The sequence below is a fragment of the Bradyrhizobium sp. CCBAU 53338 genome (assembly GCF_015291665.1).
Classification (GTDB): domain Bacteria; phylum Pseudomonadota; class Alphaproteobacteria; order Rhizobiales; family Xanthobacteraceae; genus Bradyrhizobium.
In genome coordinates this window covers 1,984,775-2,005,856 of the sequence record NZ_CP030048.1, presented here as the reverse complement: position 1 = coordinate 2,005,856, position 21,082 = coordinate 1,984,775, and the positions used below count along the sequence as shown (strand labels likewise).

At 61.1% G+C, this 21,082-nt stretch carries 18 protein-coding genes; 13 read left to right on the top strand and 5 right to left on the bottom strand.

Annotation, left to right across the window (positions count from 1 at the left end; all coding sequences use genetic code 11):
- Window positions 1-34 precede the first annotated feature (34 nt).
- The 3 genes from XH90_RS09440 to XH90_RS39700 all read left to right on the top strand — a co-directional run bounded on the left by XH90_RS09440 (window position 35) and on the right by XH90_RS39700 (window position 2,928).
- On the top strand, window positions 35-583 hold the full coding sequence (locus XH90_RS09440; RefSeq protein ID WP_194480711.1) for a helix-turn-helix domain-containing protein: 549 nt from the start codon (window positions 35-37) through the stop codon (window positions 581-583).
- 798 nt (window positions 584-1,381) lie between these two features.
- A complete protein-coding gene (locus XH90_RS09435) occupies window positions 1,382-2,194 on the top strand; it encodes an alpha/beta fold hydrolase (RefSeq protein ID WP_194480709.1) in 813 nt (270 codons plus the stop codon).
- A gap of 26 nt (window positions 2,195-2,220) precedes the next feature.
- Window positions 2,221-2,928, top strand: coding sequence for a LuxR family transcriptional regulator (locus XH90_RS39700; protein WP_194480708.1), 708 nt, complete (start codon window positions 2,221-2,223; stop codon window positions 2,926-2,928).
- Here the strand turns inward: XH90_RS39700 and XH90_RS09425 are convergent.
- Window positions 2,842-4,209, bottom strand: a complete 1,368-nt coding sequence (locus XH90_RS09425) for a diaminobutyrate--2-oxoglutarate transaminase (RefSeq protein WP_194480706.1) — start codon at window positions 4,207-4,209, stop codon at window positions 2,842-2,844. The genes XH90_RS39700 and XH90_RS09425 overlap by 87 nt on opposite strands.
- A 199-nt stretch (window positions 4,210-4,408) precedes the next feature.
- Window positions 4,409-5,035 carry an acyl-homoserine-lactone synthase gene (locus XH90_RS09420; protein ID WP_194480704.1) on the bottom strand — a complete coding sequence of 209 codons (627 nt, stop codon included), beginning with the start codon at window positions 5,033-5,035 and terminating at the stop codon, window positions 4,409-4,411.
- 378 nt (window positions 5,036-5,413) lie between these two features.
- On the opposite strand from XH90_RS09420, the gene XH90_RS09415 reads away from it, so the two are divergent.
- The 4 genes from XH90_RS09415 (at window position 5,414) to XH90_RS09400 (ending at window position 10,800) form a co-directional block, all read left to right on the top strand.
- Complete coding sequence (locus XH90_RS09415) at window positions 5,414-6,436, top strand: S8/S53 family peptidase (RefSeq protein WP_246755852.1); 1,023 nt, start codon at window positions 5,414-5,416, stop codon at window positions 6,434-6,436.
- Between the two features lie 593 nt (window positions 6,437-7,029).
- Window positions 7,030-8,202 (top strand): caspase family protein, encoded by a 1,173-nt coding sequence (locus XH90_RS09410; protein WP_194480700.1) that lies wholly within the window; start codon window positions 7,030-7,032, stop codon window positions 8,200-8,202.
- Between the two features lies 1 nt (window position 8,203).
- Complete coding sequence (locus tag XH90_RS09405) at window positions 8,204-9,712, top strand: hypothetical protein (RefSeq protein ID WP_194480698.1); 1,509 nt, start codon at window positions 8,204-8,206, stop codon at window positions 9,710-9,712.
- Window positions 9,709-10,800, top strand: coding sequence for a hypothetical protein (locus XH90_RS09400; protein ID WP_194480697.1), 1,092 nt, complete (start codon window positions 9,709-9,711; stop codon window positions 10,798-10,800). Before XH90_RS09405 ends, XH90_RS09400 begins: the two co-directional genes overlap by 4 nt.
- Before the next feature lie 3 nt (window positions 10,801-10,803).
- Here the strand turns inward: XH90_RS09400 and XH90_RS09395 are convergent, their stop codons facing one another.
- The 3 genes from XH90_RS09395 to XH90_RS09385 all read right to left on the bottom strand — a co-directional run bounded on the left by XH90_RS09395 (window position 10,804) and on the right by XH90_RS09385 (window position 15,046).
- The gene (locus tag XH90_RS09395) at window positions 10,804-13,290 is read right to left on the bottom strand and encodes a S8 family peptidase (RefSeq protein ID WP_194480695.1); all 2,487 of its coding nucleotides are present in this window, start codon (window positions 13,288-13,290) and stop codon (window positions 10,804-10,806) included.
- 11 nt (window positions 13,291-13,301) lie between these two features.
- Window positions 13,302-14,489, bottom strand: coding sequence for an AAA family ATPase (locus XH90_RS09390; RefSeq protein WP_194480693.1), 1,188 nt, complete (start codon window positions 14,487-14,489; stop codon window positions 13,302-13,304).
- A gap of 374 nt (window positions 14,490-14,863) precedes the next feature.
- Window positions 14,864-15,046, bottom strand: a complete 183-nt coding sequence (locus XH90_RS09385; protein WP_194480692.1) for a hypothetical protein — start codon at window positions 15,044-15,046, stop codon at window positions 14,864-14,866.
- Window positions 15,047-15,338: 292 nt separating this feature from the next.
- Between XH90_RS09385 and XH90_RS09380 the strand changes: the two genes are divergently transcribed.
- From XH90_RS09380 to XH90_RS09355, 6 genes are all read left to right on the top strand, one after another.
- Window positions 15,339-16,652 (top strand): DUF2130 domain-containing protein, encoded by a 1,314-nt coding sequence (locus tag XH90_RS09380; RefSeq protein ID WP_246755744.1) that lies wholly within the window; start codon window positions 15,339-15,341, stop codon window positions 16,650-16,652.
- 153 nt (window positions 16,653-16,805) lie between these two features.
- Entirely contained in the window at window positions 16,806-17,006 is a 201-nt protein-coding gene (locus tag XH90_RS09375) for a hypothetical protein (protein ID WP_194480689.1), read from the top strand.
- An 80-nt stretch (window positions 17,007-17,086) separates the two neighbouring features.
- A complete protein-coding gene (locus XH90_RS09370; RefSeq protein WP_194480687.1) occupies window positions 17,087-17,872 on the top strand; it encodes a metallophosphoesterase in 786 nt (261 codons plus the stop codon).
- Window positions 17,873-17,963: 91 nt separating this feature from the next.
- Window positions 17,964-18,545, top strand: coding sequence for a hypothetical protein (locus tag XH90_RS09365; protein ID WP_194480685.1), 582 nt, complete (start codon window positions 17,964-17,966; stop codon window positions 18,543-18,545).
- Window positions 18,546-18,564: 19 nt separating this feature from the next.
- Entirely contained in the window at window positions 18,565-20,649 is a 2,085-nt protein-coding gene (locus XH90_RS09360) for an AAA family ATPase (protein ID WP_246755743.1), read from the top strand.
- Window positions 20,649-20,903, top strand: a complete 255-nt coding sequence (locus XH90_RS09355) for a hypothetical protein (protein ID WP_194480681.1) — start codon at window positions 20,649-20,651, stop codon at window positions 20,901-20,903. The genes XH90_RS09360 and XH90_RS09355 overlap by 1 nt, the downstream gene beginning before the upstream one ends.
- Window positions 20,904-21,082: the final 179 nt, after the last annotated feature.

The window sequence follows — 21,082 nt, the reverse complement described above, 5'->3', positions numbered from 1 at the left end:
GACTCTAGGGCGCGCCAAGCGCCAAGGACTAAGTATGAATTGGAACGAACTTGCGGATCAACCGTGCTCCGTCGCCCGAACGCTGTCCGTAATCGGGGATCGCTGGACCCTGCTGATCCTTCGGGAATGCTTCCTGAAGGTGCGTCGGTTCGACGACTTCCAAAAGCGTATCGGCATCGGCAGGCCGATCCTGACGGATCGTCTCAACAAGCTTGTCGACGCATTTGTCCTCACCAAGGTGGCTTATCAGACCAATCCTACCCGATATGAATACCGACTGACGCCGAAGGGCCTCGATCTCTATCAGGTGCTGATATCGATCGTGCATTGGGGCGACGTGCACATGGTCGACAAGAAGGGGCGGCCGGTCCTCCATCGCCACACGGACTGCGGCCACGTATTCGACCCCGTGATGGTCTGCTCGGAATGCGGGGAGCCGCTGAACGCACGTCATGTGCATGTGGAACGCGGTCCCGGCGCGAAAGGAGCCGGCCGGCTGCCGATGGAGGCTGAAGAGCCGGGGCCCCGGTCCGTCCCGAAGATGCCAGCCGCGCGACGGCGGAAGGTCAGGGCAAGCGCCTAGCCTCAAACTCTGGCGCGTGAAACTGATCCCGGATCATGCCGAAGACGCGTTGGAGGCTTGTCACTCCTGGAAACTATGCTCTCGATGCGCTTCGTCGGCTACAAGTCAGAGATCATGATGACTTGGTCCGCGGCTGGGGAAGCCAGATCCGGTCAGCGCTGGCAGTCAACCCTAAGCTCAGCGGCGTCGAAGCGCTATAGCAGCAATCTACAAGCCCCGATATGGGGAGGAGTGTTCCGCCCGCAGACGGGCTCGTCTCAGCGCACTCGAGGCTGCCGAGCTGAGAACCGCTCCCAGGATTGCCGCTCCCAGGTCGGCTCCGGCTTTCAGGAACGCAAAAACCACATCGGGCCTTGCTTCCGATATCTCGACGTCCAGATATCCGTCGACCAGAAAACTGATCTCGCAGCCATGACGGCAACGGCAGCCACGGCAGTAGCGAATGTATCGGAAATAGCTGACATATCGGACTACGGCATCTTGACTGGCAAATCCCTTCACCGGCGAGCCGTCAATGTGCTGGCACCTTCTAAAGGGCCACGCGCGTGGACAATCGGTATGGAAGCTCGTGGGCGCGCTATAGCCGGCTTGGATCAAGCCGGGTGAATGGAAATGTGAGCGAGCCGGCCTTCATAGTACGACCCGCTGCGTCTAAGCGTAAAGGCCGTGGTTCGGTTTTCGAACTCGCTTGACGGGGCGGTCTACACGTGTAGGATGAACAATTAAAAATTGCAAAGAGTGTTTAATTTCGTTCTATGGCGGGTGCTCACCTGCCTCCCCGTTTCGGGGGATTGTTGGATGATGCGGCGTCATTGCGTTGTAGCTGGCCATAGGCTGAATCTCTTCCACTGCAGGGCGGGAAGGACTGCAATCCTCCTCCTCCACGGCAATTCCTCGTGCAAGGAAGTCTTTTCGAAGCAGCTCAAGGAGCTTGCGAAAACGAAACTGTCGATCGTCGCTCCGGATCTGCCCGGCCATGGCGGCTCCGACAACTCGATGTTTCCGTCGACAACCTACAGCTTTCCTGGATATGCCCGGCTCGTTGGTGACCTGATGAGCAAGCTGGGGTACGAGTCCTATCATGTTCTCGGCTGGTCGCTTGGCGGTCATATTGGGTTGGAGTTGTTAGCGCGCAGTCGATCCGTACGATCCCTGCTCATATCTGGAACGCCGCCGATCCGGCTGACACCTGAAGGCGCGATGGAAGGCTTCCGGTGGACAGGGACGACGGCGCTCGCCGGGCGCAGGCATTTCAAGCCCGACGACGTACGTCGTTATGCGAATGCAATGATGGGCACGCGATTGCCAGAGGGGCATCACCTCCTCCGGATGGTCGAACGCACCGATGGCGACGCGCGCTGCTGGATGGTTTCCAACGGGATGGCCGGACGGGGAGCTGACGAACTCGCCGCAGTGACGAATACAGATAAGCCGGTCGCGGTGGTGCAAGGCTCGGCCGATCCCTTTCTGCGCATCGACTATCTCGAGAAGGTGCCGTTCAGCACTCTTTGGCAGGGACGGCCGATCCTCATCCCGGCGGGACACGCCGCTCATTGGCAAGCGCCGCGCGCCTTCAACGAGGCCATGATGGATTTCGTGACAGCACATTAGTTTTCGAGCCTGGGTCGGGGGACGCCATGGGAACGAGTCTGGAGAACTTCATCGAAACCACGCAGAGCATCGCATCGGTCGCTGGTCTCAAGAAGACGTTTTTGGCGGCCGTGGCGGAAGAGGGATATGAGAACGCGGTTTTTGCGCGGACAAACGAGCGAGGCCTCGTTTCGCTGCCCTGGGCCGAATTCCCCTCGGGCTACGTGGACACGTATCGAAGCGAGGGATGGGACAGGAGAGATCCGGTAGTCCAGCGGGCCCATCTCGCCCGACGGCCTTTCAAGTGGTCCGAGACGAGCCCCCGTGGTGGCTTCACCAAGGATCAGATGCGGTTCTTCGAGGAATGCCGGGAGCTCGGCGTCCATTCCGGCATCACAATTCCTATTCCCGGGTCGGGGCGAGACGTGGATCTCATAAGCCTCAGCCTGCGGCAGCGGGCCGAACTGCCGCCGCACAGGATGACGCACCTCTACATGCTGAGCGTGCAGTATTGGTTGAAATATTGCGAGTTGTCTGACCGGCGGGACCAGGAAGTCGTGCCGCTCACGTTTCAAGAACGGGAATGCCTACGCTGGTGCAAGGAGGGAAAGACCAACTGGGAAATCGGCGAAATCCTGAACATATCGGAGAAGACCGTCGAATTTCACCTAAGCAACGGGATGCGCAAGCTCGGGGCGAACAACCGGATCACTGCCGTCATCGTAGGCATCAAGACGGGTCTCATACCGCTGTGACGGAGCAGCGAAGTCTTCGGGCGGATGCCCACCGCCGTCCGAAAGCGCTTCGCTTATGGCCTGCCCGAGTCTCTCAAGCCCATCCGCGAAGATCACCGGCTCGATGTTGAGTGGCGGCATGATCTTGAGGACTTCGTCGTGCGGTCCGCAGCACTCGACGATGACGCCCCGCTGGACGGCGGAAGCCGCCGACATCTGAGCAAGCCGAGCGTCGGAGAATTTCAATCCCTGCATCATCCCTCTGCCCTTGGCCTTCACGTGCACGAACCGTGCGGCCATGTTTTTCGTCCACTTGGAAAGCATCCGGACGTTGTCGTGCGAGACGGTCATGTCGCCGTTCTCCCACAATCCGAGGGCCGCCGACGCCGTGACGAAGGCGAGCGAGTTGCCGCGAAACGTTCCGTTGTGCTCGCCAGGCGACCAGACGTCGAGCTCTCTTTTCAGCAAAAGCAGCGACATCGGCAAACCTAATCCGCTGATCGACTTGGCGAGGCAGACGATGTCGGGCTCGATGGAGGCACCTTCGAAGCTGAAGAAAGTACCCGTCCGTCCGCAGCCCGCCTGTATATCGTCGACGATCAAGAGAGATCCTAGGCGCTTTGCCGTGGCTGCAAGCGCCTGTAGCCACTCGGAAGATGCGACGTTGAGCCCGCCCTCCCCTTGTACGGCTTCGACGACTATGGCTGCGATCGGATCGACACCGCCCGACGGGTCGGTCGCCATCGCTTCGAATCTTGTCAGATCCGCGACGCCGGCGCCCAGATAGGCGTCGTATGGAAGTCGTACGACGCCGTTCAGCAGGCCTGCCGAAGTCATTCGCGCGGCGCTCGATCCGGTAAGTGCGAGCGCGCCCAACGACATGCCATGAAACGCATTCGTGAAGGCGACGACCGAGGTTCGGCCCGTGACCTTGCGTGCCAGCTTGATCGCCGCTTCCACGCAGTTGGCGCCGGTCGGGCCCGGGAACTGCAGCTTGTAGCTTAAGCCTCTCGGCTTGAGGACGACGTCGCGAAAGCGCTCGATGAAGTGCAGCTTGGCGGACGTGTGAAGATCCAGACTTGCGATGATGCCGTCCCGTCGGAGGTAGTCGAGCGCGGCGCCCTTTAGGTTGGGGTGGTTATGTCCGTAATTCAGCGTTCCGCAGGCCGACAAGAAATCGATGAACTGCCGGCCTTCGATGTCCCGGACGATCGCACCCGTCGCCGAGTCCAGTAGATTTGGGAGCTTACGGCAGTAGTAGCGTACGACAGATTCTTCGTTCTCGAAGGCATCCAGATGCATCATCTTCTCCTAGCTGGAGCATTTCTTTGGCGTGGGGTTTCCGGCGCTTGCGATACTTTCGAGCTTCTGTTGCGCTTCGAGCAAGTCCGGCAGGATGCTCTCGAAACCTTCTTCCACGGCTACCCGGCAAAGGTAGGAAACGGCGTCGGCCATCCTTTGGGCGGTGCGCTTGCAGGGGCCGGGCTCGGCCGAAGAGCGCTTATGCGGCTTTCGTGACAAGGGCGAAATCCTCCGGATTCGCTAGAACCTGGCCGGAAATCCCGAATATCCGACAGTGATATTCTGGCCGGATAAACTCGGCCGGAACGAAGAACGCGCGTTCGATTTCGCCCTCGATCAGGTCCGGCTCTCCCAACCAGCGGATGCCGTTTCGGATGAAGTGCGTCAGCAGATGTTCTCTGGTCACTCCGATGATCCCGCTTCCTTGCGAGCTCGACAACAGTTCCTGGACCGCACAGAGCAATTCCGGTAACACCTTCCGGCGAACCTTCGGATCGAGCGATTTGTCGACGCACACGCGCGTCAGTTCCCAAACGGCGCTCGATGAAGGAATAATTCCGTCCGCAACAAGGTGCGGCCAATACGATTGCAACATGTAAGCGCGGGTCGTAGGCAGCATCCTGACCAGTCCTCGAACCACACGATTATCGTCCCGCCACACCAGATACCTGGCTGCCGGAGTGTCGAATTCATCGAACTCCAGACCCTCGTGGAAGGAATGCGGCAGCCCCCGTCTTTCGACGAATGTCTCGTAGCGCAGGCGCGCTTGGGAAGCCAAAGCATCCTGGAAGCGGTGGGCGTTGGCTAGAGAGAAAGCTTCGATCATGTCACCTCCGTTTGGCAGCGAAGGATCAGATCATCGACGGCGCTTTCGATGTACTCGGGTATACCCGGGGTTCACTGGACATTTTCATGACGTGAGAGCGAGCTCAGTCAGGTAAAGCCTACCTCGGGCAATCCCTAGCTGACGAGCTCGCGTTTCCTCTCAAGAATGAACGACATCGGGCGTAATATGCCTGCAGCCTAAAGCTGCGGGTACCAGGGAGTAGATTCGCAAGTGTCATCCATCCGAATCATTTCCAGCGGCCCCGCGGGCAGCCCGGTCGTGAGCCGAATATCCGAATACTCCGATACGGCTCTTCTCCAGACGGTGCGGTGCAGCGGGGTCTACCACCTTGCCGATCCTGGAAACGCCTCGTTGCTCATGATCAGCCCGCTGGACGGACATTGGTCGAAAACGGTCGAGTACGACCCTAGCCTTCAGGAAGTTAGCTGTGCGCCGATTAGCGGGAATATCGACGTCCCCTGGTGGCAGGAGTTGGCATCCTGTGATTCCGCCGTAGCCCGCTCAGCTGCTCGGTTGAAGATCGGCATCATAGATCTGCTGTACGAGGCACCGCAGGAACTTCAGCACGTCGCTTTCGTCGATCCCGACGACTGGAAGAGCGCAATACGGAAACTCAACGCTGGAAAGCAGCAGCATGGACAGCGGGTCAGCACAATCGTCGGCGCACGCGGCCCAGATGCTTTCCGCGGCCTCGCATGGGATGCCGAGCTGTTGTTCGTAGATGCCTCCTTCGTCGGACCGCAAGGAGTTTCCGGAGTGGACTCTGCCAGAGTAGTTGATGGCGTCCGGGCACTTGCGATCACACATGGCGTCCACATCATCAACATCTCCTGCGGCTTCGGCCAGATCGACCTGCCCGACCTCGAAGACCGAATCGACGAGGCCGCCGATGCAGGGACCCTGTGCATCTGCGCCGGCGGAAATTCGGGAGGAGATCCAGTTGAAATCCCAGCGAACCTCTCGACTACCATTGGAGTGGGCGGGATCGGCTTTACGGGCGTCGCGCCTTCCGATTCCGTGATGGGTGAATTGGCTTCCGATGCCACGAAAGATGGCCTGCTCGGAAAGCGATACAGGCGCTGGCCAGGAAGGCCCTTTCACGACAGAAGGACGAGCGAGGGGGCTGGCATCGACGTAAGTGCCCCGAGTATGGGAGTGATCGTCAAATCCGGCGGCCAGATCTCGGACCTTTCCGGCACGTCCTTTGCCTCACCTATCGTTGCGGGGATCCTGGCGTGCGAGTTGTCCAAGGATGATTCCTACCTACATTCATCCGGCCGCAAGCGCTATGATCTCGCCCGGAAAAAGCTCGTCTCGATCACCCGTTCGGTCGGTCTCGACCCTATCAAGGTGGGGAGAGGAGTTCCATTCTTGAGGTGAGACGTAACCTTTTGGTCCGGAATGGTGTTATATAATGGATTCGTCCCGCCCCCTCGAGGGCGGCTCCGGAGAGGCTAAGCCTATGCGGGAATTCGTGATTTCCCTACGGAAAGGTAAGACTGTCAGGGATCTGCCCGCTTCGGTGGACACCCTGAGCGACTTTCTGACAAACGAGAAGATTGCAATCACTACCGTCATGCCGACCGGAACCACGATCGTGGCCCGACTGTCGGACAACGATCGGACGCGCCTCGTCCAGAGGTGCGGTAATACCGTTCACGTGGTTGAGCGCGCCAAGGGGCACGTCCTGTAGTCTGGGGCAAGACACTCCCCCATATGCCCTGAATCACATCGAATTACGCTGACTTAGGGCTTTCACTAGGTGGCATTTCCTTTGGATTCTGGCTTCATCCTCCAGAAGCGACGATCCGGCCCTCGCGAGAGATCGAGAACAGACATCGCGTTGCGAGGCGACTGCATCGGGACGATCAAGTTCTGCGGTCTCCCTGAACGATAAGTGACGCCGTCGATCGTCAACGGGACTAGGAGGACTCCAGCATGGTGCACGCATCGCGATTGGACGGCATGATCGAATGAACGAGCAGGCACCCGACCCATCGCTCGTCCACTTCGTTGACATGGAAGACCAACCGTCGACCCACGTGCTCGTGATCGGCATCGGGGACTACCCTCACCTCGTGAACGGCTCCGGCACGCTCTCGCAGCACGCGGCAGGGATGGGGCAATTGAGTTCGCCGCCGGTATCGGGCCGAGCTTTCGCCGATTGGATCATCCGGGATCTCGATCATCCAGGAAGACCTCTTGCCTCGGTCGCATTGGTCCTTTCTGAAGCCCAGCCGACCCAGTTCGTGAACGGCAGGACGGGCGCGTCGTACGACATCCCGGTCGGCGATGCGGACGCCGTCGAGGAGGCGATTGATCTCTGGGCACTGCGCTGTTCCAAGCACCCGGACAACTTCGCGGTCTTCTTCTTTTGTGGCCATGGCGTCTCGGAAGGAGCGGCATCCGCTCTTTTGATGCGCGATTTCGGCTTTAGAAAACAGAATGCATTCGACGGAGCGGTCAACTTGGGAGAGCTGCTCGCAGCGATGGCGACGAAACTGCCGAACAGGCAGCTCTTCGTGATCGACGCGTGCCGGGTCTCGACGCCGCTGTCGGACTTCAACAGGCAGAAGACGACGATCGGCCGCACTTGCCTACAGGCGGAGCCTAGAGGGCGATTGGGGACGAAAGATCCCTGCCTTCAGAGCGTCCTGCATTCGACGCTTGAAGGCGCGGCCGCCTACGGTCGGCAGGGCAAGCCATCCATGTACACTGAAGCGCTTCTTAGAGCACTGAGGGGGTCGGGAGGTCATTCGGGCAGCGGCGAATGGATAATAGAGACCACGTCGCTGCAAACGGCCCTTCACCACCTGCTCAGCAAAGGCCTCGCGCTGCCCAATCGCCTCCAGGTCCCTGAGACCACCCGCTCGGCTACCTTCGAGGTGCATCGCCCTAATCCCGTCGAAATCGCGACCTTCGTCACGTGTCGGGATCTAGCGGCCATGGACGCGGCGACTCTCCTATGCCAGCGTGAAGGAATTGAGCCCCTGCGCGTGATCTGGGACGCGAAGAACGGTCGATATTGGCAATTGGGACTGGAGCCCAACCGCTATGAATTCGGGGCGGAACCGCCCGGAAAGCCTCTCGTCACGAAGCACGTCCCCGTTTACGGCCCGGTTACGTTCGTCGAGCTGGAGGTCTGAGATGTCGGCGATGTCGGTCAAGGTGCACAAGGCGAACCTGGGCGAAGATATCAAGTACGCGCTCGTGGCCAGGGCCATCCAGTATGGCACCGAAAGCGGAGCGCAGCCGGAGGAGCCGTTCATACAAGAGTTCGTCGTGCCGGCCGGGACGAACGAGGTGAAGCGGATCGAGTGTCCGGCCGGTCACTATCGGATCGAAGTCCTTCTTCCGTCCGGCGACGTGGTCAATCAGGACGTCGTTGTGAGTCCCGGTGAAGAGGCCAACGTCGATCTGAACACCGGCGGCTCGCCTCAGAACTGGCTGAGCTGGCAAACGCTCGCCGGCATCGTGCCCAGCAAGGCGTCTTTGCAATCCGCAGCCACGGCAACAGTCGACTGGGTGAAGCGCGTCGCCGAGGACAAGGGCGTCGAGTTGCCCTCGTTGGAGCAGATCAAGAGCAGTCCGGCCTTCGAGGCCGTGACCAACGCTGTCGTCGGACAAATTCTCGAGGTCTCGGATCCTCGCGCCTCGAGGCTGGCGGGTCTTGTCAAGGATGTCGTCGGAGCCGGAAAGGTCACTTGGAACGACCTCACGAAAGCCGTCGGGACCCTCTCCGAGGACACGACCGAAGGTGCGCTTCTGCAGTATGCCGACAGGGCCGAGACCTCGCTGGTGGCGGACCTGCACCTACGGGAGGTCGGACGACCTGCCGATTTGGAGGAGTTCTGGAAGCGCCTTGGTCGGTCCTCCGCACCGATCGCGCGCGAAGGCCGCCTCCTCCGCACGAATTACGCCTTGTCCGAGGACAGCAGTTTCTATCATTGGAGGGTGGACGCGACCCGCCGCTCGGCGCACTTCAACCGGTGGGCTGTGGTTCGCCACGAATTCGGAATCGAGATCGCAAGGCTACCTTTTCCGTGGGGAGCGCCTAAGCGCCATGCGAAGCCGATCTCGATCGAGGTGCTCGTGGACCGGCGCGCGACCTATCGGCCGGTGCGCACCACGGTGACAGTCGCCGATGCCGAGATGGGAGGTCTTCTATCCTACATGACCGCGGGCTCGGTCGCTGCCGGTCGCCTGATCCTGCACGAACTCGTCAACAACGGTATGATCGAAAGCGCACTTCTCAGCAAGCAGACCAATCCGCTTGCGGCGTGCGCCGCCGGCTACTGCGCGATTGCGATAAGCGACGAGGCCATCTTCGAGAAATGGAAGCCTTGGATCCAGAATCTCATGACCAGATTCCCGGGGATTCCCGATGGAGCCGTGATCTTCGCCAAGCGAATGCTGCAAACGGCCGACGACGAGAAACAGTTGCATATCGCGAAGAGGGCTTTCATGACGGCGTTCCGGCGCGGCCTTCCCTTCTTCGCAGCGGGCGTTCAGCATCTTCAGGACGGACTGTTCACCTTTAGCGGTGAAGATCCGGAAGTCGAGCGGATGTACCGTTCGATCCTGAAGGTGACCACCAGGCTCGATCCCGGGCAGCCGTTCACCGTGCTGCGCTATCCCAAGGGGAAGAGCGCGTGACGTTTCGGCTCACTCTCCTGCCCGCCCGCGAGGGTGACTGCCTGCTTGTGACCTATGGCCCGGCCGGCGAGCATAGGATGCTCGTCGACGGAGGCCGAACGGGAACGTGGAAGGACGTCAAGAAAAAGCAGCTTCTGGAGGTCGGTCAAGGCACGCGGTTCGAAGCGATCGTGGTGACCCACATCGACCGTGACCACATTGAAGGTATGCTCAAGCTTTGCGCCGACGACGACTTTCGGGCGGAGGTAGGAGATTTCTGGTTCAACGCCTACAAACATCTGGACGGCGTAGCATCGGACGACGAGATCGAGGAATTCGGTGTTGCCCAAGGCGAGCAACTGTCGACCGCCCTGGCGGATCGCGCCTGGAGCTGGAACGCGCGCTTCGGCGGAAAGGCGATCAGGATCCCCGATGGCGACGATCCGCTCGAAACCCTCGTTCTCGCAGGCTGCCTTCGCGTGACGCTGCTATCCCCGACACGGCACGGTCTGCGTTCTCTCATGGGCGATTGGGACAAATGGCTGATCGAGGCCGGGCTGAAGCCTGAACAAGGGGAGCCGCCGGACGAGCCCGAGGTTCAGGAGATCGAGTCCTTCGGCGGCGGAATTCCCGATCTCGATTCGTTGTGCGCGCAGCCGGAGGATAACGACGATGGGGTACCCAATGGCTCCAGCATTGCCTTCCTGCTCCAATACGACGGGAAGACGATATTGTGTGGCGCGGATGCCCATCCCGATGTTCTTGAGCAGGCGCTTCGGCGGATGTCGTACTCGGAGACGAACCCTCTACGGCTCCACTTGATGAAGGTGCCCCATCATGGCAGCGGCCGAAACGTGACGGCCGGACTTCTGTCCGTGGTCGATTGCACCCGATTCGCGATCTCGACCAACGGCTCGCACCACGAACATCCCGACGATGTTGCCCTTGCCCGTATCGTGAGGTCGTCGGATCGCCTCAAGACGATCTACTTCAACTACGACCAGCCGAGGCTGGCGGGCTGGAAAGACGAGACGTTCATGGCGGACAACAATTTCCGCTGCGTGTTTCCGCAGCCGGCCGACCAGGGATGCCTGTCGATAGAGATATAAGTCTCAGCCTCTGCTGCGCGGGCGCGCGCGGCTCGACACGCGAATATCGCGTAGAGCGACGTTCCCCCCCTCCAGCGACCTGCGCATCCCCTGGAAGATCGGGCGTCGCTCCGGATCCCTGATCGTCAGCACCAGGCTGAAGGGCACGTTTTCGGGGAAGTCCTGCCCACTTCTCGTGACGCTGTCGACTTCGATGCGCCAGCGCGACGAAGCTCCGACCCCCGTTCCGAGGTCTACCTCATACTTCTTCACCGGCCACCATTTCAAGCCGTGCTTAATGAGCTCACGCTCGAATCCGACCTGTCCGCCGGCGCGTCTGAAGCTCACGTATTCGATCTCGTTCTTGTAGCTGTACTCGCCGTCCTTGCGAGTGATCCTGGCCTGGCGCTGCTGGAGCTTCGCATCGAGATTGACCCGGACGAACTCGGCGCCATAGGCCGGATCGAGGGGCGGGCGCGAGACCAGCGTCATCTTCGCAATCCCCGTGCACCTGCCAGAGTCGTCGACCAGTTGGGCGGGCCAGTTGAAATCGAAACGCATGATCTGCGCGCGACCGCTTACGGCGGGCAACGCGCTGTTGAAAACCAGCGTGATCGCCGAGTCGTCGGTCGTCAGCATGTCGTCGGTGCCGCACGGCAGTCCGAAGCCGCAGAATTGCCGAGCCAGCTCCCTCAATCGCGGCGATATCAGGCAGTCCGGCAGCTCGGAGTGATGGACCAGCAGGGCGTGCAGCGTGTGCGTCGGAAAGGTGTCTTCTATCTTGGCATCGATCGTTGCGAGCGTCTTGGCAACGAGCGGAGCCGCCAGCGAAGTGCCTGCGCTGTAGATCGGAACTCCGCCGACCGTCACCGTCGCCAATCCCGTCTTCGCAGCAGGGAGCGCTCCACCGAAGTGCGCCACGTCCGGCTTGCATCCGACCCTGAGGCCGGGGCCTCTGCAGGTATACGTCGTCGGTGCTCCGAACACGTGCGAGCCGGAATCGGGGTTCACTGCACCGACGCAGATCGACAGCACGCTCTCGGCGGGCTGAAAGATCGGATCCGTCTCCGTCCGCGCGGCGAAGTATCTGAGCACGTCCCCGTTTTTGGCCGGCCAAGGCGAGCGCCTGCCTGTCTGTTTCAGATTGCCGGCGGAGATCACGAAGATCACGTCGTGCTTGGTCTGGATCTCGTCCAGACGGCTGGCAAGTCGGCCGTAATGACCGCCATCGACGGGCGAATCGGCGGTGATGCTCATGTTGAATACGCGCACACCGTGGTTTTCCGCCATTTCGCCGACTTCGAGATCGATCTGGTTCAGAAAGTCCTCGAAGCTGGCGAAGGAGTCGCGAAACTTGCCCTCGATGAAGAGGGGAACATCATAGATCAGACATCCGTCGGTTTCACGACCGATGCCATTGCCGTTCAAGTTCCGGGCCTCGACCAGAAGCCCGGCGACTTGGGTCCCGTGCTCGCGGTTGAGCCTTTCGAGATCCAGATACTCGGACCTCGCTTCGATCCAGGCGGCCAAGGAGTCGTCGACTCCGGAGTCGATGACCCCGACCTTCGAATAGCGAGCGGTCGCGTTCCGCTTGGTCGGTCGGTAACGCAAATCGGTGTTCTCGACTGATGACGAGGTCTTGTCCGCGAGCTGAAGACGCAGGGGCAGCGATATCTTCCGCACGAGCGGATGACCGGCCAACCGGTTCAGTACGTCCCGATGATGTACGACCACTCTGTCGGTCGGCGGTCTTGCTCTGCGGCGCTCGATGGCGCTGGCGAGTTGAGCGCCTTCGGTCGGTTGATGGATCTGCAAGGATAGAAGAGCTTGGTCCTGACGGTCGGCGTCGATATGTGCCGCTGAACGGTCGATGTCCCTCACCAAGCTTCTGAAAGTGCTGAAAAGCTTTGCCCTCGGGTCAGTCCGGGATACTTTCTCCGTTATCTTCTCAAACAGCTCGACCTGATAGCGGCCGTCGGTGTTGGGATCATCGAGCCATTCGACGCCGTCTCGTACGTCGAAATCCCGCTTATCCTGCGGATCCGGTAGGCTGAGTTCGGCAATCGCGGCGACGTCGGCCCGCGCAGGAGACGCGAGCGCAACGTTATTGCCTTTGGCGTCCTTGGTCCATCTCGCCGTCTCCTCGGCGGATTCCACAGTTTCGGCGAGCCGGTCGATGTCTTTGCGCGTGACGCGGTAGAAAAGCTCCCCGAGATTGCCGGCGCCGACTGGAATCGAACCGCGCACGGGAAACATGGCTCTCACGGGCCGGTTCGACTTCGCCAATGCGGATTCCTGCAGGACGACGCGGGCATAGCCCACCTCTCCGAACTCGGAGGCTCCGAGCGCCTGAGCCATCACCGCGACCTGCTTCCGGATTTCCTTCTTGTGCGAGACGAAATCTTCATCCCTACCCTTGAAAGGATCCGCAGTGGGGCCACCGCGCGCCTTCTCGGGCGCGGTTATGAAATCCTCGTGATTCAGAACGATCTGGACCGGGTTGTTCGCCATCGTTCCTTATCCTAACCGGCCAGCTCCGCGGCTCCCTCTTTCGAGAGCCACCGGCCGATCGTGCTGGGATCCTTGTCGAGTAGACTTCCCACTGCTGCCCGCGTGAAGGGGGTTTCCTCGTCGCTTATCAATGCTCGCGCGAGCGCATGTTCGCCTTCCCGGAGCACGCGTAGGCGCTCGGGATTGCGCACGGAGGCGCTGGTCAGCGCATAATCCTTCACGCCATCGATGAGCGTTATCGGCACTCCGTTTCCGTTCAGCGCGACGAATCTCTTGATCGCGTTGACCATCGATTTCATGTCGGCGCCGCTCTGGTCCCTGGTCACCCAGGTCAGGAAGTCGACGGTCGCGTCGTCCGGCTTCAGCGGGGTGATGAAACGCTCGATGATGGCACGACGCTGCGCCTGACCGGGCAGCGGCATTTCCATCCTCACCTCGAACCTGCGCCATACCGCGGGATCGAGGAGGTTCGGATGGTTGGTCGCAGCGATCGTGATCCCGATGTTTTCTCGCTTGTCCAGGTTCTGAAGCAGCGCGTTCACCACGCGCTTGATCTCGCCGACCTCTTGGGGATCGTCCCGGAGTTTCGCGATGCCGTCGAACTCATCCAGCAGAAGCACGCATCGATAGCGGTTGGCGAATTCGAACAGGCTGCCGATGTTGCGAGCCGTCGTGCCTAGAAAGGACGAAACGATGCCGTCGAGACGCGCGACCACCAGGGGAAGACCCAGCTTACGCGCTATCGCATACGCGGCCATCGTCTTCCCCGTTCCGGGTAGACCGAACAGCAGACATGTCCGAGGAGGAGCCACCCCCAACCGATCGAGTTCGTCGTAACGAAGCCAGCCGGCGGTGACCGACTCGAGTGCAGCCTTCGCCTCGCCCGGGAGCTCGAGGTCGCCGGAGGTTTCGAACTCGTGCACCACGTCGGCGAGCGAAGCGCCGGAGTCCCGATCCACGGGAGCCTGAACCCCACGTTCCAAGGCTTCGCCTCGCAGCAGTCCGCTCGCGAGCCGCGCGCGCGCCGGCTCGAGCGTGTTGTCGGCGGCCGTCTCGAGCAGTCGGCTCAGCATCGCGGCGTCCTTGTCGGATTCGGCGAGAAGCGCGGACTGCAAGCGCTCGACCTGACGCCGGAACCCCGGATCGCCGTTCTTCAGACCCTGCCGGCAGATGGTCAGTATGATCGAACCATGTTTCATGGCCAGAACCTATGTCGCGCGAACTCATCAATCAATGGGCCCAGTGCACGAAAGACGTTAATAATGCATAAAACTATGTGATCATGCAATTTTATTTGCGATAATGCAAGACGATGGGTGTTTCGCGCATCGCGGTTTGAAGGGTTATATAATACCATGCGACGCTAATCTGACCAGATGAGCGACCTTTCTCGCTCAGCACATTGGAGAGCAGAACCTTGAGGCAACTCTCCACCGGCACGTCGGGATGGCCTCCAGGAGGAATAGGTTTGCGAGGGCGGAAGCTCGGCCCTCTTGAGGCTGAGCGGTCGTTCGTGGGCGTTGCGCCCCCTTCATGCGGGACGGTGGCCCTAACGCTCGGTTCGAAGCCATAGCTAGATCTGTCTTGTCTTCTTGAGATATGCGAGCACCGCGTCTTCCACGATCTCGTACGCATTCCTCTTCTCGTCGATGGCGGCCTTCTTCAAGGCGTCCAGAATGTGAGGCATGAGGTACATCGACGTCGCCTTCCGTCCGTCTGGCCTTCCGGGTGGTTCATCCTTCTTGGCTCTCTTCATGTTCGACTTTCCCGTGGATACCTAGATGTCCATATCAGTCGGTGGCCACAGCTGAAAGCCGCGTGACGCACGTTATCCACGCTGCCATTGCGACAGATATCTAGATATTGACATTTCTGGATAGCCATGTTAAATTGAACGCCGAACCAAGCACTTAACGCACGTCCGTTGCGCCGGGAGATAGCGACGGCCTCCTAACAGCCGATCGCCTCTGCAAACGGCTGGCCCGGCCGGCATGCCCTCGTACGCGTTCGTGTACCGCCTTCTCGGGCCGCCTAGATTGGAGCGACTATTGAACTTCAAAACCGGTCTGCCTCGAGTCGTCAAACCCGAGGCCGTTCTTCATTGTCCGAACTGCAATCACGCCATCAAGCTGACCGAGTCGCTCGCGGCCCCGTTGATCGAGGAAAACCGCCGCGTTTTTCAGGAGCAACTGGTCGCGAAAGACGCGGAAATGGCCCGCCGGACCGATGCGCTCCGACAGGAACGCGACCAGCTCGCCAGGGACCGCGACGGCATGGAGGGTGAAATCGCCCGGCGGATCGGAGAGGAACGCGGACGGATCATCTCCCAGGAAAGCAGGAAGGCCCGCGAGTCGGTGGCGGCGGAGATCGCTTCGAAGGACGCCGAGGCCGTCGAACTCCGGAACGCGATCGAAGCCAACAACGCCAAGCTGGCCGAAGCCCAGAAGACGCAGGCGGAGCTACTGCGCAAGCACCGCGAGCTCGACGAGGAAAGGCGCGAGCTGGACCTGACGGTCGAAAGACGCGTCGAGGCCTCGCTCCAGGCGATCAGGTTGAAGGCCCAGCAGGAGGCAGATGCTTCGGCGCGCCTCCGCGTGATCGAGCGCGACCAGACGATCGAATCCATGGGGCGCACCATCGAGGAGCTGAAGCGCAAGGCGGAATTGAGCTCGCAGCAGGGACTTGGCGAAGCCTTCGAGCTCGAACTTGAGGACGTACTCCGCTCCCGCTTTCCGGCGGATCTCGTCGAGGCCGTAGGAAAGGGAGAGATCGGCGCCGACGTCGTCCAGAAGGTCAACGGGAACGTGGGACGGAATGCCGGCACCATCCTTTGGGAAACAAAACGCACCAAGGCTTGGAGCGACGCCTGGCTCGCCAAGCTGCGTGACGACCAGCGGCGCTGCGGTGCGGATATGGCGATCATCGTCTCTCACGCACTGCCCAAGAAGGTCGATCATTTCGATCTGGTCGAAGGCGTATGGGTGTCTCATCCCCGATATGCCGTGGTGCTGGCCATCGCGCTCAGACAGACCATCGTGGAGGTGGAGGAGTCGAAGATCGCCCAGCAAGGACAACTGGCAAAGACCGAACTGGTCTACCGATACCTCACCGGCACCAAATTCCGGCAACGCGTCGAAGCCGTCGTCGAGAAGTTCAACGATATGCGCGACGATCTCGAGAAAGAGCGCAAGTTCATGGGCCGGCAGTGGGCGAAGCGGGAGATGCAGATCGTGACGGTGGTCGATTCGACGGTCGGTCTGGTAGGTGACCTGCAGGCGATCGCAGGAAAGGCCGTGCCGGAAATCGCGAGCCTCGAGACGGTCCTGATCGAAGCCGGCGACCAAGAGAAGACCTCTTCCTAGACGATCCGCTCCATTCATATCCGCCTAGGACGGCCACCGTCGGCCTCCCAAAGAATCCGACAGCCTTGAATATTTAGATATCTAGATATTGACATACCTGACTCGGCGTGCTACTTTTCGATCATGGACGGGATCGAAGGAAAGGAGCTGGCCATGTCCGGCATCTACGACAACCACTCGAAAAATCGCGCCCGCGATACGACGCGCACGGCGTCGGCGCGTCCTCAGCCGTTCAGGGGCCCCGCCCTGCATGGTCTGAAGACCTTCGGGTGGCTCGAGGGCAGCGCGGCGTTGCCGACGCAGCGTAGCCTCACCCTCACCCGTCCTTTCCATGGGCCGCGCCGGATCGGCTAGATCCGGGAGCGTCCCGCGGCGCGGTCCGGTCCCCCCCCCCCGCCGGATCGCGCCGATCTTCTTTCCTCCAGGTGCCTTCAGTGCTCGTTTGGCTGCTTTCCGACATCCATCTTGAGATGTCGGTCTGGGATCTTCCGCAGAAGCGTCCTCAATTCGATGTTCTCGTCGTCGCCGGCGATTTGATCACGCGTGCCGAGCGTGGCGTCGTCTGGCTCCGCGAGCGCTTCCCGGAGCACGACGTGGTCTATGTCGCCGGTAATCACGAACGGTACGGCACCGACTTCGATGCCACCATCGAACTGGCCAGAGCGGAAGCGGCCGGTACGCGCATCCACGTTCTCGAGAACGAGGCGGTGACAATAGGTGACGTCGAGTTCGTGGGATGCACTCTTTGGACCGACTTCGCCCTGTTCGGCGACGACACTGTCACCGATGCCATGCGCGCCGCCGAGGCTCGCATGAACGACTACGGCAAGATCCGTGCAGACCAGTATAGCCGCAAGTTGCGGTCGACGGACACCCTCGCGGCGCACCGGCGAAGCGTCGCCTTCCTGCGAAACCACTGTGCACGCGATCCCCGGCGCCGCCGAATCATCGCGACGCATCATTCCGTCGACCCGTCGGCGCTGCCGCGTGCCTTCCGCCACGACCTGGCGGCATCCGCCTACTGCAGCAACGGGCTGGAGCTCGTCGAAGAGCTCGGCGCCGATTGCTGGGTGTCGGGGCACATTCACGAGCGTCATGAGCGTGTCGTCGGCCGTACGCGCTTGATCAGCAATCCCAAGGGATACGGCCCTTTCACCTGCGCCACCCCAAGCGCTTGGCAAAACCGCGCCTTCGACCCGTACTTCACCTTCGAAATCTGAAAAGGAGAACCCATGCATCACGACGACGACGAAGCCGGCGACGGCCACGTTTTTCCGCACCACAGCCCTTCACGCAGACCAGGACCCTTTCATGCGCACGATCCGCCGGCGTACGCCCGTCGTCAGCACTCCGAAGACAAAGACCGCCATTCCCGTCCCAGACACGGTCCGGCGCGACCTCGTTATCCAGACGGCATTGGACCCACATGTCAGGTCCATTCAGTTCATGCACCAAGTCGTGCACGGCGGTCGCGCCGTTACTGTCGGGTCGATCATCGTCCACCGCGATGACGGCGACTACATGATGGAAGTCGTCGGCCCGTCGCCCCTCAGGACCCCCGCCGACGACGAAACCGTCGACCGGGGTCTCACCGCTCGTGGCATCCGCCGTCGCGAAATCGCTCGCGAAGATATCCGCAGCGAGCCGCGGTTCGGGAACGCGCGGCGCATCTGGGAATGCAGGAACGACCGCCATTCCGCCCGCGACCGGCACCGTATCCTGGAAACGCTCGGCGAACGCGGCCCCCAGACGGTCGGCGAGCTCGATCGCCTCGTCGTCACGGAATCGGGCGCCCTCAGCGTGGTCTGCACCCTCGCGTGCGAGAATGCGCTCGAACTCGACATCGACAACCACCAGCTCGGGCCGAAGACGCTCGTCCGTCCGCGCCGCTAGTGCGATGAATGGTGAACGCTTGAAGCATCTGAAGACGAACGCGCGAAAAGATCTGCTGGCCAGAGCATACCTCGACATGCTGGGACATAACGCCGGGCCACACGCGCGGCCGCTTCGTGGCAGCGAGAAAAGAGATCCTGTCGAGAAGGCGATCGACCATCTGTCCGGCGTCTCACGGACGGCGGTCAAGGGCTCCATCCCACCCGACGTGGCGGCGGCGGCTGTCCTTCTCGCGCGGGCGGTCGAGAGCGTGGACAGCCTCGCTCGGGAATTGCGCCGCGGGTGCCCCGTGGTCTCGATCACGACGCACTCGGCCGCCGTCGTACCGCTCGTCCGCGGGATCTTGAAGGTCTGCGCCTTCGGCAAGGATGCCTCCATCAGGGACGAGCAGCACTTCGAAGCCAATTGCGCCAACCCCGTTCTGTTGGTGTCCCGCGACGGATCGGGGAAGCAGCATCGCAACGAAAACGGCAACGAAGCGGTGGCGAAGGCTCTTCATGCTCTTGCGCCCATCGTCGGTATCGCTCCCGATCCCCGTCGCCATCTGCCTCGCGATCTGTTGAGGGCCGCGGAGCATCACCTGTCGCTGGAGCGCTTGGATGCGTCCGCGATCTCGCTGGTTGTCGAGGCGGTGACCGGGGAAGCGCCCACTATCGCCGTCGACGAACAGTTGGTGCAGGTCGTGGACATCTCCGATTTGGCACTCTCCATCCGACCTGACCGCTCGGCGGACGATTGCATCCGCCGAATGGACGCCATGGTCTCGAACAAGACGGTTCTCGATTACGACGGCCCCTCACTGGAAGACCTTCCCGGTTACGGCGCCGCGCGCGATTGGGGACTCGAACTCGTAGCCGACCTGCGGGCGTATCGGACGGGGCGCCTGGACTGGGAAAATATCGAAAGCTCCCTGCTCCTCTTCGGCCCCCCCGGAGTCGGCAAGACGCAATACGCCATGGCTCTGGCCAAATCCTGCAACGTGCCCATCGTGAAGACGAGCGTCGCGGACTGGAATTCCGCTCTATATTTATCGGGCACGCTCGCAGCCATCAAGGACAGCTTCTCCAAGGCGAAGCAGCTCGCGCCCGCCGTTTTGTTCGTGGACGAACTGGACGGAATAAGCGACCGCGCCAGCATCGGCGGGGAATACCGGGAATACTGGACTCAGATCCTGAATCTGTTGTTGGAGCAGCTGTCGGCCGTTCCTCCCGGTGTGATCGTCGTATGCTGCACTAACTTCCCCGAGCGGATCGATCCGGCGGTAAGACGTGCCGGCCGACTCGACCGGACCATCGAGATCCCGCTGCCCGACGCCGCTGCGCTCGCAAAGATCTTGCGCTACTATCTAGGGCCGAACCTTCTGCCTGGCGCCGACCTGACCCACGCCGCGCTCGCGGCGATCGGGCATACCGGCGCCGACGTCGAGACATGGGTCCGGCGGGCGAGATCCCGTGCACGGCGCGCGCAACGCGATCTTACGATCGAAGATGTCGTTCACGAGATACGGTCCGGCCGCGAAGCTCTGCCGGACAAGCTCAGGCGGGTCTGCGCCGTCCACGAGTCGGGTCACCTGATCGTCGGTGTCGCGCTCGACGTATTCGAGCCGCAGGCATTGAGCATCCTGGATCATGGCGGAACGACCCGGGTCGATCTCTCCAGTGCGAACGCCCAAACCGAGGCTGGCGTCGAAAATCTGATCACCGCACTCCTCGGCGGCCGGGCCGCTGAGGAGATCCTGCTCGGTCGGGCCGAAGCGACCATAGGTGCCGGCATCGGCGATGACAGCGATTTCGCCCGTGCTACGGGTGCCGCCCTGGACCTCGAATTGGGCTACGGATTGGGCTCACTGGGTGTCGTCCATTATGCGAAGAATACGCGGGAGATGTTCCTTCATGATCCCGGCGTCACCTCCCTTGTCAGAAAGAGGTTGGACCGCTGTCATGAGCGTGCTCGCGCCCTCATCGAAAAGAACCGCCCGGCCGTAGAGGCAGTAGCCGCTCGGTTGCAGACGACGGGATATCTGGATCGCTCCGAGATCGAGCGGCTCCTGCTGACGCAGACCGTAAAGCCCGAGTTACACGACGAAGACCAAACGGAGGATTGATGCTCAGAGTAACAGTTGAACTATTTCCTGGAGGAGCGGCAGATTTTCGTCGCACGATCGCGGTGATGCATATCGGGAACATCTCCGATCTCGCGAACCGCAGCGACTATCGGGTAGATATTTCGGAGGGAGAGAACCCGCTGACCGGCAATGCCCCGGCCACGCGCACTGTTTTCGTGCGGGATCACGATCGTCGTCAGAGCGTCTGGCGCCTTATCGGAGCGGCGCTCACGGAAGATGAAAGATCCGGATAACGACGTCCAATTTTCGGGTGCGACAACTCTCAGATATCAGCGTGCGACCTGTTCTCGGCGTCGTAGATCCTGATCTGCAGGCTGGGGAAGCGCTGTTTCAAATCTCTAGCGCCGCTATCTGCACCTTCTCTCGTGGTGAACTCCGTCTTCACTCTTCCATCGACGATGAGGGCGAAGCC

Bases quoted from the DNA above. Each gene is read 5' to 3' on its own strand.
- XH90_RS09440 (WP_194480711.1), top strand. From the start codon at position 35: ATGAATTGGAACGAACTTGCGGATCAACCGTGCTCCGTCGCCCGAACG.
- XH90_RS09435 (WP_194480709.1), top strand. From the start codon at position 1,382: ATGATGCGGCGTCATTGCGTTGTAGCTGGCCATAGGCTGAATCTCTTC.
- XH90_RS39700 (WP_194480708.1), top strand. From the start codon at position 2,221: ATGGGAACGAGTCTGGAGAACTTCATCGAAACCACGCAGAGCATCGCA.
- XH90_RS09425 (WP_194480706.1), bottom strand. From the start codon at position 4,209: ATGCATCTGGATGCCTTCGAGAACGAAGAATCTGTCGTACGCTACTAC.
- XH90_RS09420 (WP_194480704.1), bottom strand. From the start codon at position 5,035: ATGATCGAAGCTTTCTCTCTAGCCAACGCCCACCGCTTCCAGGATGCT.
- XH90_RS09415 (WP_246755852.1), top strand. From the start codon at position 5,414: ATGATCAGCCCGCTGGACGGACATTGGTCGAAAACGGTCGAGTACGAC.
- XH90_RS09410 (WP_194480700.1), top strand. From the start codon at position 7,030: ATGAACGAGCAGGCACCCGACCCATCGCTCGTCCACTTCGTTGACATG.
- XH90_RS09405 (WP_194480698.1), top strand. From the start codon at position 8,204: ATGTCGGCGATGTCGGTCAAGGTGCACAAGGCGAACCTGGGCGAAGAT.
- XH90_RS09395 (WP_194480695.1), bottom strand. From the start codon at position 13,290: ATGGCGAACAACCCGGTCCAGATCGTTCTGAATCACGAGGATTTCATA.
- XH90_RS09390 (WP_194480693.1), bottom strand. From the start codon at position 14,489: ATGAAACATGGTTCGATCATACTGACCATCTGCCGGCAGGGTCTGAAG.
- XH90_RS09385 (WP_194480692.1), bottom strand. From the start codon at position 15,046: ATGAAGAGAGCCAAGAAGGATGAACCACCCGGAAGGCCAGACGGACGG.
- XH90_RS09375 (WP_194480689.1), top strand. From the start codon at position 16,806: ATGTCCGGCATCTACGACAACCACTCGAAAAATCGCGCCCGCGATACG.
- XH90_RS09365 (WP_194480685.1), top strand. From the start codon at position 17,964: ATGCGCACGATCCGCCGGCGTACGCCCGTCGTCAGCACTCCGAAGACA.
- XH90_RS09355 (WP_194480681.1), top strand. From the start codon at position 20,649: ATGCTCAGAGTAACAGTTGAACTATTTCCTGGAGGAGCGGCAGATTTT.